Raw genomic sequence first — 17,310 nt, 5'->3', positions numbered from 1 at the left:
CGCGCGCCGCGCGCTGCCATGTTTAAATCGATTTATTCAAACAGTTAATTGCGGTTTTTGTTGTGAATCGATTGCGTCATCCCGGTTATGCTTCCGGCTGCGAGAAGTGACTCCTTCATCGAGGGATGTCTCCAAATCTTTAACGCGGCTTCGGCCGCGTTTTTTTTCACGCAGCCCGTTTGAAACGACACTCACGCACTACGGTGACGCAGATCCGTCAAGCAAGCAAAGCGGCTTGCTGCTCGATTCCGTCGAGCATCGCATTGCACCTGTCGACCAGCGCCAGCCCTTCGCAACGCACACGCTCCGGCGTCTTGCCCGCTATATCGCGACGATATTCCTCCAGCGCGCTAATCAGCGGCGGGTACTGCAACACGCTCGCCGCCCCCGTCACCCGATGGAGCCACTCGCGCACCCGCGCTACATCGCTGGATTCGAGCAATGGCGACAACGACTGCACGTCTTTCCTCACCGACGAAACGAACGAGTCGAGCAATGCCTTGACCGTCGATTCACTGCCCCATAACTGCGTCATGTGACCGAGGTCGACCGGCACGAATGGCGCAGTGGCCGAACTAACCGGTGAGTCTGCTATTACCGCTGCACCGCCGGGCTCCGCGGGCGCCGCTTGCCACGCGCTGTCGGTGCCGAACCAGCGGCTCAGATAATCGCGCAAAGTAGCAAGACGCGTGGGCTTCACGAGACTGTCGTCCATACCTGCATCACGACAGAGATTCAGGTCTTCCGGCGCGGTGTTTGCCGTGATGCCGAGAATCGGCAAGCGCTGCGCGCCGCCCTGCTCGGCTTCCCGAACACGCCGCGTGAGTTCGTAGCCCGACATGTTGGGCATATGGCAATCGGTGATCAGGCAACCGTAGTGCGTGCGTTCGAGCGCGAGCAGTGCTTCCGCGCCGTCATTCGCCACGTCGCAGGCGAAACCGAGCAACGCCAGTTGATGACGGATCAACTCCTGATTCACCGGATGATCCTCTGCGACAAGGATCAACCGGCCGCTCGCGATTGCCTGCTCACGATCCGGCGGCACGGCGGCACCCTCGGGATGGCGCGCCGCACCCGCTGCGCGCTGCGTCATCGCCGGCAGGCCTGTCATTGCCGCCGCACATGCCGCGCCGAAACCGCGCCAGGATATCGGATTGATGCTGAGTCGCACGTTGTTCTCGAGAACACGGTAACCGGTTGGCTTGGGTTTCTCCGTGAGATAGATGACCCGGGGCGTGGGACCGGTGCGAGCGGGCACCTGCACGGCCTCGCTCACAAAAAGCAGATCGGTGTTGGCAAGCGCGTGGGCGTCGTTCAGTTGCGCGGCATCGGGCGAGAGGCTCCGCCATTCGAGCCCGAGCGCCGTGCCGAAATGGATGAGCGCCTGGCTCACCTGAACGTCGCCGCACATGACGATCGCGCGTTTGCCGCGAAGGCCATTGACCGAATAGCGCCGCGTCTCGACCGGCATGGCGAGCCGCACAGTCATGCTCGTGCCCTGGCCGGGCTCGCTGCGCAACGACAGCGATCCGTTCATCAGCTCGATCAGCTTGCGGCAAATCGTCAGACCGAGCCCGGTGCCGCCGAAGCGGCGCGTAGTGGACGACTCGGCCTGCACGAACGGTTCGAACAGTTTGGCCTGAACCTCGGGCGCGATACCGATACCGGTATCGGCCACCGTCATTTCCAGCGTCTGCACGCCACCCGTTTGCGACGCGACCGACACGCATACGTCCACTTCGCCATCTGGCGTGAACTTGATCGCGTTGCCGAGCAGATTGAACAGGATCTGCCGTACTCGCACGCTGTCGCCGCGCAGCGTGGCCGCGACGTCCGGCGCGATATCTACGCGCACTTTCAGACCCTTTTCATGTGCGCGCCCCGCGAGCAGCCCCACCGCGTTGTCCACGAGTTCGCGTATGTCGATCGGCTCGGCTTCGATCGTCAAGCGGCCGGCTTCGATTTTCGAATAGTCCAGCAGGTCGTCGATGATCTGCAGCAACGCGCCCGCCGATTCGTGGATCATGCCGAGCATTTCGCCCTGGTCGGCGTTCAGTTGCGTGCGCTCCAACACTTCGACGAGGCCGAGCACGCCATTCATCGGCGTACGAATTTCATGGCTCATCATCGCGAAGAAGTCGTCCTTGGCACGCGACGCGGCTTCCGCGATGTCGCGCGCCCGCGCCAGTTCTTCGGCGCGCGCATGCTCCGCGCTCGCGTCCACCCCGTAACCGCTCCACACGACACTGCCATCCGGCTCACGCCGCGGCACCAGTTCAGCACGCGCCCATTTCTGCTCGTGGTCGCTTTCGAAACGGAACTCCATCTGGACTGGCGATTCGAAACGGGCCGAGCGCTCCAGCTCGCTCCGTACGAACTGACGGTCAGGCTCGCACACGCGCTCCAGATCGAACGGCTCGCGGCCTGACGACACCGCGTCGCCCTGACGCAGAAGATGCCGCGTGTCGCCGCCGACATACGGGAACGAGTACGCACCATCGGGCGTGCGGCGCAACTGAAACACCACGGCCGGCAACGAGCGGGTGACGTCGAAAAGGCGCCGCTCGGTCTCACGCGCGAGCATTTCGGCGCGCCGGATATTGGTGATATCGACCATGGTGCCCAGCACGCACACCGGCTGGCCGTCCGCACCACGGCAAAGACTCGTCCAGAAGAGCCCATGCCGCAGATCGCCTGCGCTCCCTTCGAACTGCAACTCGACCTGTGAAGGCTCACCGCCATCGAGCATGCGCTGTGACATGTCGTCCAGCAGGTGGCTGTTTTCCACGCCCCAGGTTCCGACCTCGACGGTCGTGCGTCCGATTACCTCCTCGCGACGCAGACCGCATGCGTCTTCATACGCGCGATTGATTGCGATATAGCGGCCTTGCAGATCTTTCGCAACCAGCGGATAGGGCACCATCTTCATCATGGTTTCCTGGAAGTTCAGTTGCAGCGCCAGTTCACGCTCGGTCTGCTTGCGCAATCTGACTTCACGCTGAAGCAACAGATAGGCGCGCAGCGTGACCAACAGCACGACACCAATGCCGATCAGCAGCGGCAAAAGACGCACCGCGGTGACGCTCCACACGCCGCCTTGCGACGCAGCGCCGCCCACCCATTTCTGCCGGATACGTAGCTTGTCGGCCGCCGGCATGGCGAGCAGCGCGCGGTCGATCAATCCGGCGAGCGGGCGCAAATTGCCGCGCACGGCGAAGTCGAGCGAATCCGACGCGCCGAGCGCGCCGACGATCTTCAGCACGCCGGGATAACGTTCCCTGAGCACGGTGTCCACGGTCGCCACATTGGCGATCACTGCGTCTGCCTCGCCGGTGGCCACGCGATTCAGCGCGTCGTCCAGACTCGGCGCGGCGGCGATGTGATCCGGCGGAATGGATGCGATGTCGACCGGCATCGACTCGGCGACATGCGGAGGAACGACCACACGCCGCGCCGCGAAGTCGCTGAGCGAGCGCGCCGCCGGCTCGTCCTCGCGCGCGACGATCACCAGTGGAAAGCTTTCGTACACGCGCGAGTGCAGCGCGGTTTTGAGGCCGGGGTCGTGACTGGACACCGTGGCGAGCATTGCATACTGCTCCCGCAAAAAAGCCTGCACGGTAGCTGCCCAGTCAGCCGAATCGACTGGTTTGAACGTGACGCCGAGCGCGCGGCTCAGGTAGGCGAGGTAATCCGCCGTGACGCCTGCCGGCTGACCGGCTTCGTCGACGTAACTGAATGGCCGCCAGTTGCTGTCGACGCCCACGAGCAACGGCGGCAGCGATCGCAGCCACGTTTGCTCCTGCGGCGTCAGCACGAGTCGCGGCGCGGTTGATACGGACGTCACGTCGAACGGGGCCGACAGCCAGCGCACACGGATCGCGGCCTCGTCGGCCGGATTCAGCGAGGCGAGCGCCGCGTCGAGTCGATCCCGGAGCGCGGCGTTGCTTCGCGGCACACCGAAGCGCAGATCGGCGGTCTTGCCGCTTTCTTCGAAGGCCACGCGCAGGTTGCGGAACTCGTCCGTGGCGAGCGCGTAAAGCACGGCCGGGGTGAAACCGAGATAAACATCGGCGTGCCCTTGCACGACGGCCAACAGCGCGTCGTGCGTCGTGCTGTACGAGACAATCTGCGCGCGCGGAAAACGCTCGCGCAACGACCGTTCGAGTGCAAAGCCCTTTTCGACTGCGATACGCGCACCCGCCAGCTGTTCGGCACGCTCGAATCCGCCGACGTCTCGCCGTACCACCGCCGACGTGGTCGCGCGAAAGTAGGGCGCGGTGAAACTGAGGCAGCGTTCACGCTCGGGCGTGCGAGCCATGCTCATCAGCACGTCGACGTTGCCTGCACACGCGGCGGCGAGCAGTTCAGGCATGTCGTCGAACGCACGCGGTTCGATTTCGACGTCCGGCCCGACGAGCGCTCGCAAATAATCGAAGCTCAGACCACCGGGGTGGCCGTCCTGCATCGAGTCGAACGGCAGCCAGTTATGAGTGAGCACACCTACGGTGAGTCTGGCGGGAAAGGCGCCTGCGCCAGACGCGCCCGATGGTGGCGCGGACGGCGGCGGAGACGGCGCGGGCGCGGCGGCGGCGGTCTGCAATGCCATGCAGCAGGTCAGCGCGAGCAGGTAGGCGCGCATCTGGCAAAACGCCCGACGCATTGCGTTGCCCCCCATGCTCAAGCGCGTCGCCAGAAAAATCCGCACGACGTGCCTCTCACACCGCTTCGCCACGCGCGGCGGCAGCCGTGTCGGACTTGCCGTGCAGCAACGAAAGCAGCGCGCCGGCCGCGACGCCGCCCGACATGGGCGCCGCCCAGAACAGCCACAGCTGGTCCAGCGCCCAGTCGCCGACGAAGAGCGCCTGGCCGGTGGAACGGGCGGGATTCACCGAGCCGTTCGTGACCGGAATAGAAATGAGATAGACGACTGTCAGACAGGCGCCGACGACGAGCGGTGCGACCAGCCGGAGATTGCGCCGCCTCGCCAGCAGGAGGTTTGTCACGACGAACATGAACGACAGCACGAATTCCACGACGAAGGCCGCATGCAGCTGGTAGTCGGCGGGGGAATGCTCGCCAAAGCCATTTGCCGCAAATTCGCTCACCCCGAGTTCGAACCCCGGACGGCCGCTCGCCAGATAGACGAGCAGCGCGGCCGCTAACGTGGCGCCCAGAATCTGCGCGGCGATGTAGGGCAGCAGATCCCTGACCGGGAAACGTTGCGCAACGGTGAAGCCGACCGTGACAGCCGGATTGAAGTGTGCGCCGGAGTGGTTACCGAGCACGTACGCGGCGGTGATGTACGCGAGGCCGAATGCGATCGACACGTCCAGCACGCCGTAACCCTGCTGGAGTGCGCCGGTGTTCAACACGACACTGCCGCAACCAACGAGTACCAGCCAGGCGGTGCCTATGCCTTCGATCAACAACCGCTTACCCAGCGCGACCATGCCGCCTCCACTTTGTCTGTATGAGGCAGACGACGCGCAGAAAAGCACTGTATGACATCTGCCCGAACCTCCGGCTTTCCTGTCGCTCAGTGTGGCGAATCGATCCGCAACGTCGATTGAAAGGCGAAAGCAAAACCGCGGCGAATTCGGCACTATGAGTCGTCAACGTTGTAGGGCCAATCAGAAGAGTCCTAAACTTGCTTTTCGATTGACGAACGCAGACAAGTACGCGCCGCGCGTTCATATCAATCCTATCTGGCGCGCGTATTCGATCAGATCGGACTCGGTCACCAGTCCGAGCTTGCGCATCGCACTCCGCTTTTGCGTGCTGATCGTTTTGCCGCTGCGCTTAAGCCGCAGCGCGATCTCATGCACCGCCAGGCCCTGCACATAGAGCTGGAAGACCTCCCACTCGCGCGCGCTGAGCGCCCCCGCGCGCAACTGCGGCGGCGGGTCAGCGCTTTCCAGCGCGTAGCGCGCCGCCGCGGACAGATAGACGCGCCCGGCGGCGACCTGCTCGATAGCGTCGATCAACGCGCCGGTCGTATCGCTCTTATCGACAATGCCGCCGACGCCCAGATTCAGCAGCCCCGACAACATATGAGGATGACTGATCATGGTGAGCACGACTACCTCGGGTCGCGGCCGACCGCGCAGCAGGCGGCGCAAGAAAGAAACGGCATTGCTCGCGCCGTGAATGCCCGGCATGCCGATGTCCGAGACAATGACGTCGCACGCGCAGCGATCGAGGAGTTCGGCGAGACCTTCGGTGTGCGCCGCCTCCCCTGCGACTTCGATGTTCGGAGCGGTTTTGAGAAGCCGCTTGACGCCGACGCGAATGCATTCGTGATCGTCGGCCACGATGACGCGAATCTTGTGTGTCATGTTCTAGTTGTGTTGTTTTATCGACTGGCGTGCCCCGCACTTCACGTGCTTCCCCGGGGCCGCGCCAGTTCATCTTCTGTTCGTCGCGCCCGCACGGCGCGACATCGGTGCGCTACAGGTCGTAGCGGCTCACTGGCCGCGCCGTGACGGCTTTCTCACGCTTTCCTCGGCAATCACGCCGTGCTCCACCGCGAAGCGGAACAACTCCGCGTCGCTTTGCAGAGAAAGCTTGCGCATGGCCGTGCATTTTTGCGCGCTGATCGTCTTCACGCTTCGGCCCACGCGCGCCGCGATCTCCGTGACCGCGTATCCCGATGCATATTGCGTGAACACTTCGAGTTCCCTGCGTGACAGCATTTTCCGCACATAGTCGAGCCGCTGCGTCATGGCTGCGTTGGCGATCGACGCACGTACCGCCGGCCCGACGTAACACTCTCGCGCCAACGCCGTGACCACGGCTACCTTGATCAGATCGATCCGGTCGCGCTTGCTGATCAACCCGTCCACGCCAAGCGAAATCACTTTCTGCAACGCGGCGGCATCGGTCTCCATGGTCAGCACGATGAGCGCTATGCGCGGATAGCGCGCTTTAAATTCGCGGATGACGTCGAATCCGTCGTCGCCGAATTCGCCCTGCATATAAAGGTCCATTAAAACGAGATCGGAGGGAGTTCGCTCGAGTTCCTCGAAAAGCTCAGTTGCGTCGGCAACACGCCCCACGATCTTCACGTTCGAAAAGGTACTCATCAGATTTTCGATTGCGAGTAGAACCAACGGATGATCGTCTGCGATGATGGTTCTCGCCGGGGCGCTTATCTCAGCGGTATCGTTCATCTTTCTATTCCTCCTCCGTTTATCAGTGTCCGCTGCTGCTGGTGTAACCAGTCATTGCAGATCATTATTCATTTCTGCGGAGTTAAATATAAGATACGTCCGAATCGCCTAACCCATTTCAGCTATAAATGGCTTAAGAATAAGATTAAAAATTAGGAATCGATAATCCAATGTCCGCGAACATATGAGAAAAGTCCAGGATCGTTTGTCACACCCAGTCTGGCCATCGCTTTGCGCTTCTCGCGTGTCACGGTGCTGCGGTGACAGCCGAGCGCGTCCGCGATTTCAGGGATCGACTGGCCGCTTATCACTCGGCGAACCACTTCGCTTTGCCTGCCCGACAACGGCCGCGCGGGCGCGGATTGCAGTTCATACGTTGCCGGATGCTCCAGCATCGCGCGAATCGAGGGCCCGATATACCGCGCGCCGCTGTTGATCGTTCCGATTGCGTCGCCCAGCTCAAGCAGCGGCTCTGTTTTGCCCAGCGCGCTGACTTCGCTTTCCGCAAGCAACGCGGCGAGCGTCGCGCTATTCGTGAGTGCGGTGAGCACCACAATGCGCAGTTGGGGCCAGTCCTGCCGGACGCGCCGCACGAGGCTCGGGCCGTCGTCCACGTCTGCGGACGCATCGGGCATAGCCAAATCCGTGACAAGTACATCACACGGCGTGCACCGCAATAATTCAATCAACGAGCGAGGCGTATCCGCTTCGCCGACTACGGTGACGCCTGATACTCTTTCCAGTATTGCGCGAATGCCGAGAAGAACGAACGGGTGATCGTCGGCAAGAATGATTCGGAGACTCACAGGATTTTTTCTCGTTGTAGTGTGGATGACTGGCTAATACGCAAAATACGGCCGATTAATCTGCGCCTGTATTAATGAATCCGGATACGGCTTAAACATCCGGACAAACCATAAAATCATCGTCAACACGCCGCGGAAATCGGATCGGTCCGAATCCTGCAACCAGGCTATTAATCGATTTCGGTCCTATGAAAGTAGAAAGGCATATTTATCCGATACGAATACTCGCGCTTCGTGCAAACCGTGTCTGAACGGCGGATCTACGCGTCAGCGTGTTGCGTCGCAGGTGCGCGGTGCACCCCGTTCGCGCTGACGAACCGCGCGCGGAAAAACCGGCAACGCAACCAGCGCACACACGCTCGCCACTGCCCACACCATCGGCCATGAACCGAGCGACAGCAGCGGCGGAATCACAAGCGGCGTCACGAACAGCGTAAGGAACAAGCACGTATTGCCGATCGCCAGTGCGGTGCCCGCGCGGCTCGTTCCAGCAAGCGTCGCCATTTCCGTGAACGCAACGCCGTGCCACGCCGACGCGCTCACGCCGCCGGCTATCACCATCAGCGCGAACGCCGTTGTGAACGCCGTTGTGAACGCCGTTGTGAACGCCGCGTGATGGTGGCCTGCGACGCCCGTCGCCAGTGCGAGCGCGGCGAACAACAGTGCGGTCAACATGCTGCACGCCCGCATATAAGCGCGCCGGTTGCCGCGCCGGTCGGTCCAGCCGCCGCTCCAGACTCGCGCGAGCGCCGCGCCCGTTTGCACGGCGGCCATCGTGACGCTGATGCCCAGCACGCCGGCGTGGATAAAGTCGTGAAGAAACACGGTGCCGAAAGTGACGATAGCCAGTTGCGGTACACACAGCACGCCCGCGCCGAGCGCCACGCGCCAGATACCGATATCGCGCAGCGGCGACACCGCCGGCGCGGCCGGCACCGCTGCGCCGGCCCGAGAAGAAGAAGGGTACGACGCGTCATTTTTCGCGTCCGACACGGCGTTCGCGGGTTCATGCAACCAGCACCATGCGAATCCTGCCGTGACCGCACAACCCGCAGCCAGCAGCGCATACACACTGACGAAGCCGCCCTTCGCGGCCAGCATTGGCAGCAGCAACGCGCCGAGACCGCCGCCCGCCGGCACCGCGGTCTGCCGAATGCTCATCGCGAGCCCGCGTTCGCCCTCCCGAAACCACGCCATCACGGCGCGTCCACTCGACCCGTTGACGCTGCCGCCGAGCAGGCCGACCAGCAGCAGGCCGAGCGCGAGCGTCGTCACGCCCGGCACGTGAGCGGCCGACGGCGACGCGAAGACCGCGAGCCCGGCCAAAGCAGCGGCGGTTGCGAGCAGGCCGAGCAGCAACACGCGACGGTCGCCCCACCTGTCGGTGAGCAGTCCCCACGGCAACTCGCTGACCGCGATGCCGAGGCCAAGCATGCCGAGCACCAGCCCGAGGCCGTCGTTACCGAGGTGATAGCCCGAGCGCAAGAAAACCGCGGTGGTCGGAATGCCAGAAAAAGCCGCGGAAAAGCTGGCGTTCGCAGCAAAGCCAACACCCAGCACTTTCCACCGATGCCCCGCCGACCGCACCCCGCTCTCCACGCCCGATAAGCCCGACACGCCCGCCTGGTGTTCCATGATTGCCCCCAAAGTGCTGATGTGGAGGTATGCTACGGGCGAGGCTTCCATCGGAAAAGCCGGAAATACAGATCACATCCATCGGATAAAGCGAATCATGAGTCAACGTGGATTCGACCTGACACAGTTGCGCACATTCATAGCGGTTGCCGAATCCGGGAGCGTGTCGGCGGGTGCGGAACGGGTATTCCTGTCGCAATCGTCGGTGAGCGAGCAGTTGAAGAAGCTCGAAGAACGCGCCGGTCAGCCGCTTTTCGTGCGCAGCAAGCAAGGCGTGAGCGCCACGCCTGCGGGCAGCCGCCTGCTCGATCACGCGCGGCGCATTCTCGCCATGAGCGAAGCGGCGTTCGAAGACCTGCAAGGGCGCTCGCTCGACGGCGAGCTGCGCATCGCGATCACGGACTATTACCGTCCTCACGACATCGCGCGCATTCTCAAGACGTTCTCGGAGCAGTATCCGCGTCTCAAGCTGCACGTGACGGTGCTGCCGAGCGCGGTGATCGACAGCAGTGCGGGCGACGACGCGTCATTCGACATCGGTCTCTCGCTGCGCCTCGTTACGGGCGCCACGCGAGCCGCAAGCAAACGCGCCGAAGCACAGAGCACAGTCGTGCGGCGCGAGAAGCTGCTGTGGGTCAGCGCCGCCGACGCGGGTGCGCAAGTCGGGGAGCCGTATAAGCTCGTGCTGCTGCCCTCGACGTGCCAGTTGCAGCGCTTCGTCGTGAAGCTGCTGGACGAGCACAGCGTGCCGTATATCGTTTCGCACTCCGCATCGGGCGTGGCGGGATTACAGCTGGCGTTGAAGGCAGGCCTGGGCATTTCCTGCCTGAATGAATCGTCGATCGGCGCAGGCGTGATGGCATGTCCATCCAGCATCGGTTTGCCTACGCTGCCGCCCGTCGAATTTCACCTGCTGCCGGGGCGGATCGGCGAAAGCGAACGCGTCAGCAATGCACGCATCGCCTTGATGCGATTGTTCAGCTAGGCGAGCCGCTGTCGAGCCGCTGTCGAGCCGCCCGCAGCCCGAAGCGGCATGATGATCAGAGCACCGCCGGTTCGCCGATTGCAAAAGCGGCGTCGGCTTTCACACCCGCAGACGATGCCGTTCTCGCAGGCGCTGTCTGAAACACCGCGACCGCGGAACTCAGTCTTCTGGCCTGCTCTTCCAGCGAGCTGGCAGCGGCCGCCGCCTGTTCCACGAGCGCGGCGTTCTGCTGGGTCACTTCATCCATCTGCGCGACGGCAAGATTCACCTGGTCGATGCCCGTGCTCTGCTCGCTGGCAGCCGACGCAATCTCGCCCATGATCGAACTGACGCGGGAAATGGAATCGACGATTTCCGTCATCGTCGAGCCGGAACGCTCGACCAGTTGCGAGCCGGCTTGCACGCGCGCTGTCGATGCATCAATCAGCGCCTTGATCTCTTTCGCGGCCGCCGCGCTGCGTTGTGCCAACGAGCGCACCTCGCTCGCCACCACCGCAAAGCCGCGCCCCTGCTCGCCCGCGCGCGCGGCCTCGACGGCGGCGTTCAGGGCCAGAATATTGGTCTGGAAAGCGATCCCTTCGATCACGCCGATAATGTCCGCGATCCGCCGCGAGTCATCGACGATACCGTGCATCGTGCCCACCACCTGACCGGTCAACTCGCCGCCCCGCGCCGCGAGACTCGACGCGCCTTCGGCGAGCGAGCTGGCCTGCCTGGCGTTCTCCGCCGTCTGCTTGACCGTCGAGGTCAGCTGCTCGATGCTCGCCGCCGTTTCCTCGAGCGATGCGGCCTGTTCTTCGGTCCGTTGCGACAGATCGGTATTACCCGCGGCAATCTCGCTGACCCCGGTGTCGATCGATTCCGTGCCCTGACGCACCGAGTTCACGGTCGCGATCAGCGAGTCCTGCATCTTGCGCAGCGCGGCCGCGAGGCGCCCCATTTCATTGTTGCTGTTCACATCGATCCGGCTGGTCAGATCGCCATTGGCGATGCGCTGAAACTGGGCGATGGTGGCATCGACCGGACTGACGATCGCGCGGACCAGCACTACGCGGCCAAGCCAGGCGCCGAGCAGCGAAAGCACCATGCCGGCCGCCACCGCGACGCTGATCGCAAAGAACATATTCTGTGCGTCCTGGTAGCGCTGCGCGCCGTGGTCGAGCTGCAACTGCTCGAGCGCAAGCATCGCCTTCTCGTACGCGCCATAGAGCGAAGGCAGCTTGTGCGCCTGCAATTGCTGGAACGCCGTCCGGTCGCCCGCCTTCAGCGCGGTGAGCGCCGGTTCGAGGCCTTCATGCAGGAACGTGTCGCGCTTGTCCTGCATGTCCTTGATCAGACGCTGCTCCTGCGCGTCGGCGCTTGCGCGGCTCAGATAGTGGGCGAGACGCTCATCCGATGATTTCTGGTACTGCTCGAAGCGTTTGAGCACCGCCGTCGCGCCGTCCTGATCGTTCAGGTCGACGAGCGACGCATAGGTGGCGAGCGCAAGCCGCAGGCGCAACAACTGCCCGGCGCTGCCTTCCAGATCGGCGACGGCGGGTGTATCGACGGTGTACATCTGCTGCAACGACGCGTTGCTCGAACGCAGCGACAGCAGCCCGGCCGCCGCGCCGAACAGCAGCACGACGCCGAAGAAAACGATCATGACGGTCAGGCAGGTGCGGATTGAAAGATTTTTCAACATTGGCGTGTCTCCATGGGCCAGATCGCACCCTCGACTTGAATGTAAGCGAATGCCACATGGAGGACTACGGCGGCTCGCCGGAAAACTTGATGGCCCGGGGCTGCGGCTTTGCGACAGCTCAATATGTGGGCCGCGAGCGACACGTAACACTTGCGGGACTACCCGGGTGTCGGGCAGCCGGCCATTAGGCGAAAGTGACGAAGCGCGCGATTTCGGAGCACTCCCATGTCAGAAGTAGATTCGGCTCTACTGGTTTTTGCGTTACTGCTGATCGCGACCGGCATCGGCGTCGGGGTGCGCCCGCTTTTGCCCGAGGAGCACAAGGCGCACGAAACCGTGCAACTGATCCAGCTCGTGATCGGCATGCTGGTGACGTTCGCGGCGCTCGTGCTGGGCCTGATGACGGCGTCCGCGAAATCGAGTTTCGACACGGCGTCGAACGATCTGCGCACGTACGCATCCGACCTGATCGAACTGGATACGACGTTGCGTGAATACGGCGCCGACACCAGCGAAGCGCGCGGCCTGCTGCGCGCTTACACGGCCTCCGCGATCGCGTCGACGTGGCCGGGCGAGGCCGCGCCCGCCGGCGATTATCCGAGAGACACTGGCGCGCAGGACGTTTCGCAGAGACTGGAGAACACCCGGCTCGGCGACATGCTGACCGCGGTCGGCCGGAGTCTGCGGCAATTACGCGCGCACGACCCGTTGCAACAACGCGCGCTCGACGACGCGCTGCAGCAGTACCGGCGCACCGTGGACGCGCGCTGGAAACTCATCGAAGAAGCGCATAGCTCGATCTCGCAGCCATTCTTCACGACGCTGACTTTCTGGACGTGCGTGATCTTTCTGAGCTTTGGGCTGATCGCGCCGCGCAACGCGCTGGCGCTCGTCACGGTCATGCTCGGGGCGGTCTCGATTGCGTCGGCGATCTATGTGATTGTCGATCTGGATACGCCGTTCACGGGCCCCATCGTCATTTCCAGCGCGCCGATGAGAGATGCGCTTGAGCATTTGCGACGCTGACGCGCCGGCTTAACCGAACGCCGCGATCCGCTTCGCGCGTTCGATGACCGGGCGGTCCACCAGCTTGCCGTCGACGGCGAATGCGCCTTGCGGATGTTCGGCGCACGCGGCCATCACGCGTGCGGCCCAGCGGCGCTCCTCCTCACTCGGTGCGAAGCCGCGATTCACCGCGTCGACCTGGCGCGGATGAATGCACAGCTTGCCGCCAAATCCAAAGCGGCGCGCGCTGGCGACGTCCTGTGCGAGACGGTCGGCATTGTCGAGTTCGAGCGTCACGCCGTCGACAGGCGCGGCAAGCCCGGCAAAGCGCGACTCGATCACCATCTGCGAGCGCACGTAATCGAGCTCGACGCCGAGTCCTTCGATACCCGCGTCGCCGCAAAAATCCACTGTACCGAACGCGAGACGCGCGACCGACGGCGCGGCGGCAATCTCACGCATGGCCACCACGCCCGCGACGGTCTCGACCAACGCGACGAGCCGCACCGGCGGCGACAGGCGCGCCGCCACATCGCCGAGCTGTTGCGCGCTTTCCGACTTCGGCAACATGACGACGGGCACGCGCGCGTCGCGCACCATGGCGACATCCTCGCCATGCCACGGCGTACCCGACGCATTCACGCGAACGATTACCCGCGACGTGTCCGCGCTGGCAAGCCACTGGCGCAGCGTGTCGCGTGCGGTTGCTTTCGCCGCCGGCGCGACGGCGTCTTCGAGGTCGATCACGACCGCGTCGGCGCCGGTGTCGAGCGCTTTCGCAAAGCGCTCAGGGCGATCGCCCGGTACGAACAGATAACTGCGTGCTTCCACGTGGCTCCCCTTGGACCGGCGCGCTGCAACGACGCTAGTTGCCGTGCCAGTCGCGTTGAAATGTTTCCGAATAGCTATAGCGATCCGCCGGATGCACGCTGATCGTCAACTCGACCACCTGCGCGCGCCGGTTCAGATACCGGCGGCATAACCACAGCGCGGGCGAACGCGGTTTCGCGTTCAGGCGTTGCGCGAGTTTGGCCGGCATCGCGATTGCACGGATTTCCTGCTCCACTTCGGTGATCTGCTCACCGAACTGCTTTTCGATCAACGTATAGATCGGCACGTGCGAACGGCCGCCGAGTCCGCTGAGCGAACGGAACGCCGGGTGGATGTACACCTCGGTGTGGCAGATCGGCTCGACGCTATCGGGCGAGCGGCGAATGCCTTCGGCCAGCAGCCAGGTTTCGCCGGGCTTCGCGCCGAGGCGTTCGAGCAGTTCCGCATCGTCGAGCTCGACGGTTTGCGTCGACTCGATTTCCAGTTCGGTATCCGCCGTGTAGCGATGCAGATCGCTCAGCCGCTCCATCACCTGATGATAGGCAGTCTCGCTTTGCGTCGCTTTCACACGCGTGCCGATGCCGGGGCGCCGGTCCACCAGACCGCGCTGTTCGAGCTGCTTGATCGCCTGCCGCACGGTGAAGCGGCTCGCGCCGAACTGCTCGCATAGCTCGAACTCGGTGGGCAGCAATGCGCCGACTGGAAACCGCCCCCCCTGAATCTCGTTGAGGAGCGTTTGTGCCAGTTGCATGTAGCGCGGTTGCTGCCCGAGAACTGTCGTCGTGGCCATCTGGATGTGCAAGGAAGTCATGGGCGGGCAGGTGTCCGCCCCGGCCTTATTGCACCACACCCGCCTCTCTCAGCAAAGCAATCCGTGCGTCGTCGTAACCCAGCTCGTCCAGCAGACGCTGCGTGTCCTGACCGATATCCGGCGCGGCACGCGTCGGCAATGGTTCGTTCACGCGCACGGGCGCCGCCACGCCGCGAATCTTGCCGAAGCGCGGATGCTCGGCGTCCACCACGCACCCGCGCTCGGCGACGAACGGATTTTCCAGCGCTTCCTTGACGTTGTAGACCGGCGCGGCCGGCACGCGTCCGCCGAAACGGTCGAGCCATTGCGCGGTCGTCGCGGTGGAAAGAACCGTGTCGAGTTCGGTCTGCACCAGTTCGCGGTGCTCAAGGCGCGCCTTGAAGTTGCTGAAGCGCGGATCGGTCACCCACGAAGGTTTGTCGACCACTTCGGCGAGCACGCTCCAGAACTTCTCCTTGTTGCACATCAGGAAGATCCAGCCGTCTTTCGTCTTGTACAGCTGGCTCGGCGTCAGCGACGGGTGCGCCGAACGGTTCTCGCGTCCCGTCACCACGCCGCCGTTCAGATACCACGTCGCGACGTACGCAAGGTTATGCAACGCGACATCGAAGAGGCTCACGTCGATATCGCGACCGGTGCCCGACGCTCTCGCTTCGACAAGGCCCGCGAGCAGCGCCATGGCCGCGGTCGTGCCGGTCATCAGATCGATGATCGACAGGCCGAAGCGCGCCGGCGGACTGTCCGGCTCGCCGGTCACGGACAGATAGCCCGCTTCCGCCTGCATCAGATAATCGTAGCCAGGCCACGCGGCACGGCTGCCCGTGCGGCCATAGGCGGAAAGATGCGCGCACACGATCTTCGGATTCGCTTCGCTCAGTTGCTCGTAGGTCAGGCCGAGTTTGGCCGGCAGATCGCCGCGCAGGTTGTTGAAGACCGCATCGCTCTTCGCGACGAGATCGAGCAGCACGGCGCGCGCTTCCGGTTTCTTCAGGTCGAGCGTCAGGCTGCATTTGTTGCGGTTGAACGCTTCGAAAAAATGGCTGTCACCCTCGCCGAAAAAGTATGGCCCGACCGCGCGGCCCACGTCGCCGCCATTAGCGGGATGCTCGATCTTGATGATTTCCGCGCCGAGGTCGGCGAGATGCTGCGTCGCGAACGGCCCGGCGCCGTACTGTTCGATTGCGAGCACGCGCACGCCCGTGAGAGGCAAGCTCATACCGGGCTCCTTTCGATCAACTGCTTCGCGATGATGATCCGCTGCATCTCGTTGGTGCCCTCGCCGATCGTGAGAAGCGGTGCGTCGCGATACAGACGCTCCACGTTGTATTCCTTCGAATAACCATACGCGCCATGAATGCGCATGGCCTCGGTGGCGTTTTCCAGCGCGGCTTCGGTTGCGAAGTATTTCGCCATGCCGGCCTCCATGTCGCAGCGCTCGCCGAGGTCGTATTTTTTTGCGGCGGCGTCCACCAGCAGACGGCCCGCTTCGACCCGGGTCGCCATTTCGCCGAGCTTCAACTGGATAGCCTGGTGTTCGCAGATCGGCTTGCCAAACGTCTTGCGCTGCTGCGAGTAGCTGACCGATTCGTCGAGCGCGGCCTGTGCGACGCCCACCCCGCGCGCGGCCACGTTGATCCGCCCGAGTTCGAGGCCGCCGAGAATCTGCTGCAAGCCATTGCCTTCGACGCCGCCGATCAGCGCGTCCGTCGAGACCCGGTAATCGTTGAACGACAGCTCGCAGGTATCGATACCTTTGTAGCCGAGCTTTTCGAGTTGCCGGCTGACCTCGAAGCCCGGTCCCTTCTGCACCAGCAGAAGGCTCATGCCGCGATGACGCGGCTGCGCGGTCGGGTCGGTTTTCACGAGCAGCGCGAGCGTGTTGCCGTACTTGCTGTTGGTGATCCATGTCTTGTTGCCGTTCACGACATATTCGTCACCCACGCGTTTCGCCGTGGTTCGGATCGCCTGCAGATCCGTGCCGCAGTCGGGTTCAGTGAGACCGATGCCGCCGCGCCATTCGCCGGTCGCAAACTTCGGCAGATATTTCTGTTTCTGCTCCGGCGTGCCGTTGCGTTGCACGAGCATGGCGAGAATCAGGTGCGAGTTGATGATGCCGCTCACCGACATCCATACCCGCGAAATGCGCGTGATGATCTGCGCGTAGGTGCGCGTCGAGAGGCCAAGGCCGCCGTATTCCGGATCGATGATGCAGCCGAACAGGCCCATCTCCTTCATCTTCTCGACGATCTCCGCCGGGTAGATGTCGTCGTGGTCGAACTTGTGAACATACGGACGCACCTCGGTATCGAGGAAGCGGTCCAGCATGTCGAGAATCAGTTGATCGTTTTCCAGCGTGTCGAGTTCAGTAGCGGTCATGGTGACTT

13 protein-coding genes are annotated in these 17,310 nt (G+C 63.3%); 2 read left to right on the top strand and 11 right to left on the bottom strand.

Annotated elements, in window-relative coordinates; genetic code table 11:
* Positions 1–217: 217 nt before the first annotated feature.
* From AAGS40_RS01895 to AAGS40_RS01870, 6 genes are all read right to left on the bottom strand, one after another.
* On the bottom strand, positions 218–4,639 hold the full coding sequence (locus tag AAGS40_RS01895) for a transporter substrate-binding domain-containing protein (protein ID WP_345812830.1): 4,422 nt from the start codon (positions 4,637–4,639) through the stop codon (positions 218–220).
* 76 nt (positions 4,640–4,715) lie between these two features.
* A complete protein-coding gene (aqpZ, locus tag AAGS40_RS01890) occupies positions 4,716–5,450 on the bottom strand; it encodes an aquaporin Z (RefSeq protein WP_345812829.1) in 735 nt (244 codons plus the stop codon).
* Positions 5,451–5,690: 240 nt separating this feature from the next.
* Complete coding sequence (locus AAGS40_RS01885; protein ID WP_345812828.1) at positions 5,691–6,335, bottom strand: response regulator transcription factor; 645 nt, start codon at positions 6,333–6,335, stop codon at positions 5,691–5,693.
* Between the two features lie 129 nt (positions 6,336–6,464).
* Positions 6,465–7,169 (bottom strand): response regulator transcription factor, encoded by a 705-nt coding sequence (locus AAGS40_RS01880; RefSeq protein ID WP_345812827.1) that lies wholly within the window; start codon positions 7,167–7,169, stop codon positions 6,465–6,467.
* 152 nt (positions 7,170–7,321) lie between these two features.
* Positions 7,322–7,975 carry a response regulator transcription factor gene (locus tag AAGS40_RS01875; RefSeq protein ID WP_345812826.1) on the bottom strand — a complete coding sequence of 218 codons (654 nt, stop codon included), beginning with the start codon at positions 7,973–7,975 and terminating at the stop codon, positions 7,322–7,324.
* Between the two features lie 267 nt (positions 7,976–8,242).
* Positions 8,243–9,610, bottom strand: coding sequence for an MFS transporter (locus AAGS40_RS01870; protein ID WP_345812825.1), 1,368 nt, complete (start codon positions 9,608–9,610; stop codon positions 8,243–8,245).
* A 97-nt stretch (positions 9,611–9,707) separates the two neighbouring features.
* Between AAGS40_RS01870 and AAGS40_RS01865 the strand changes: the two genes are divergently transcribed.
* On the top strand, positions 9,708–10,595 hold the full coding sequence (locus AAGS40_RS01865; protein ID WP_345812824.1) for a LysR family transcriptional regulator: 888 nt from the start codon (positions 9,708–9,710) through the stop codon (positions 10,593–10,595).
* A gap of 55 nt (positions 10,596–10,650) precedes the next feature.
* Here AAGS40_RS01865 and AAGS40_RS01860 read toward each other — a convergent pair whose 3' ends face one another.
* Positions 10,651–12,279, bottom strand: a complete 1,629-nt coding sequence (locus tag AAGS40_RS01860) for a methyl-accepting chemotaxis protein (RefSeq protein ID WP_345812823.1) — start codon at positions 12,277–12,279, stop codon at positions 10,651–10,653.
* A 225-nt stretch (positions 12,280–12,504) separates the two neighbouring features.
* Between AAGS40_RS01860 and AAGS40_RS01855 the strand changes: the two genes are divergently transcribed.
* Complete coding sequence (locus tag AAGS40_RS01855; protein WP_345812822.1) at positions 12,505–13,305, top strand: hypothetical protein; 801 nt, start codon at positions 12,505–12,507, stop codon at positions 13,303–13,305.
* 9 nt (positions 13,306–13,314) lie between these two features.
* Here the strand turns inward: AAGS40_RS01855 and AAGS40_RS01850 are convergent, their stop codons facing one another.
* The 4 genes from AAGS40_RS01850 to AAGS40_RS01835 are packed head-to-tail and all read right to left on the bottom strand — an operon-like array spanning position 13,315 to position 17,302.
* A complete protein-coding gene (locus AAGS40_RS01850) occupies positions 13,315–14,115 on the bottom strand; it encodes a CoA ester lyase (protein ID WP_345812820.1) in 801 nt (266 codons plus the stop codon).
* 34 nt (positions 14,116–14,149) lie between these two features.
* Entirely contained in the window at positions 14,150–14,926 is a 777-nt protein-coding gene (locus tag AAGS40_RS01845; RefSeq protein ID WP_345812819.1) for a GntR family transcriptional regulator, read from the bottom strand.
* Between the two features lie 25 nt (positions 14,927–14,951).
* On the bottom strand, positions 14,952–16,142 hold the full coding sequence (locus AAGS40_RS01840) for a CoA transferase (protein ID WP_345812818.1): 1,191 nt from the start codon (positions 16,140–16,142) through the stop codon (positions 14,952–14,954).
* Positions 16,139–17,302, bottom strand: coding sequence for an acyl-CoA dehydrogenase family protein (locus AAGS40_RS01835; RefSeq protein WP_345812817.1), 1,164 nt, complete (start codon positions 17,300–17,302; stop codon positions 16,139–16,141). The genes AAGS40_RS01840 and AAGS40_RS01835 overlap by 4 nt, the downstream gene beginning before the upstream one ends.
* Between the last annotated feature and the right edge of the window lie 8 nt (positions 17,303–17,310).

The organism is Paraburkholderia sp. PREW-6R (assembly GCF_039621805.1).
Taxonomy (GTDB): domain Bacteria; phylum Pseudomonadota; class Gammaproteobacteria; order Burkholderiales; family Burkholderiaceae; genus Paraburkholderia.
Note: the sequence above shows the minus strand (reverse complement) of the source record. Positions and strands in the feature narration are given on the sequence as shown.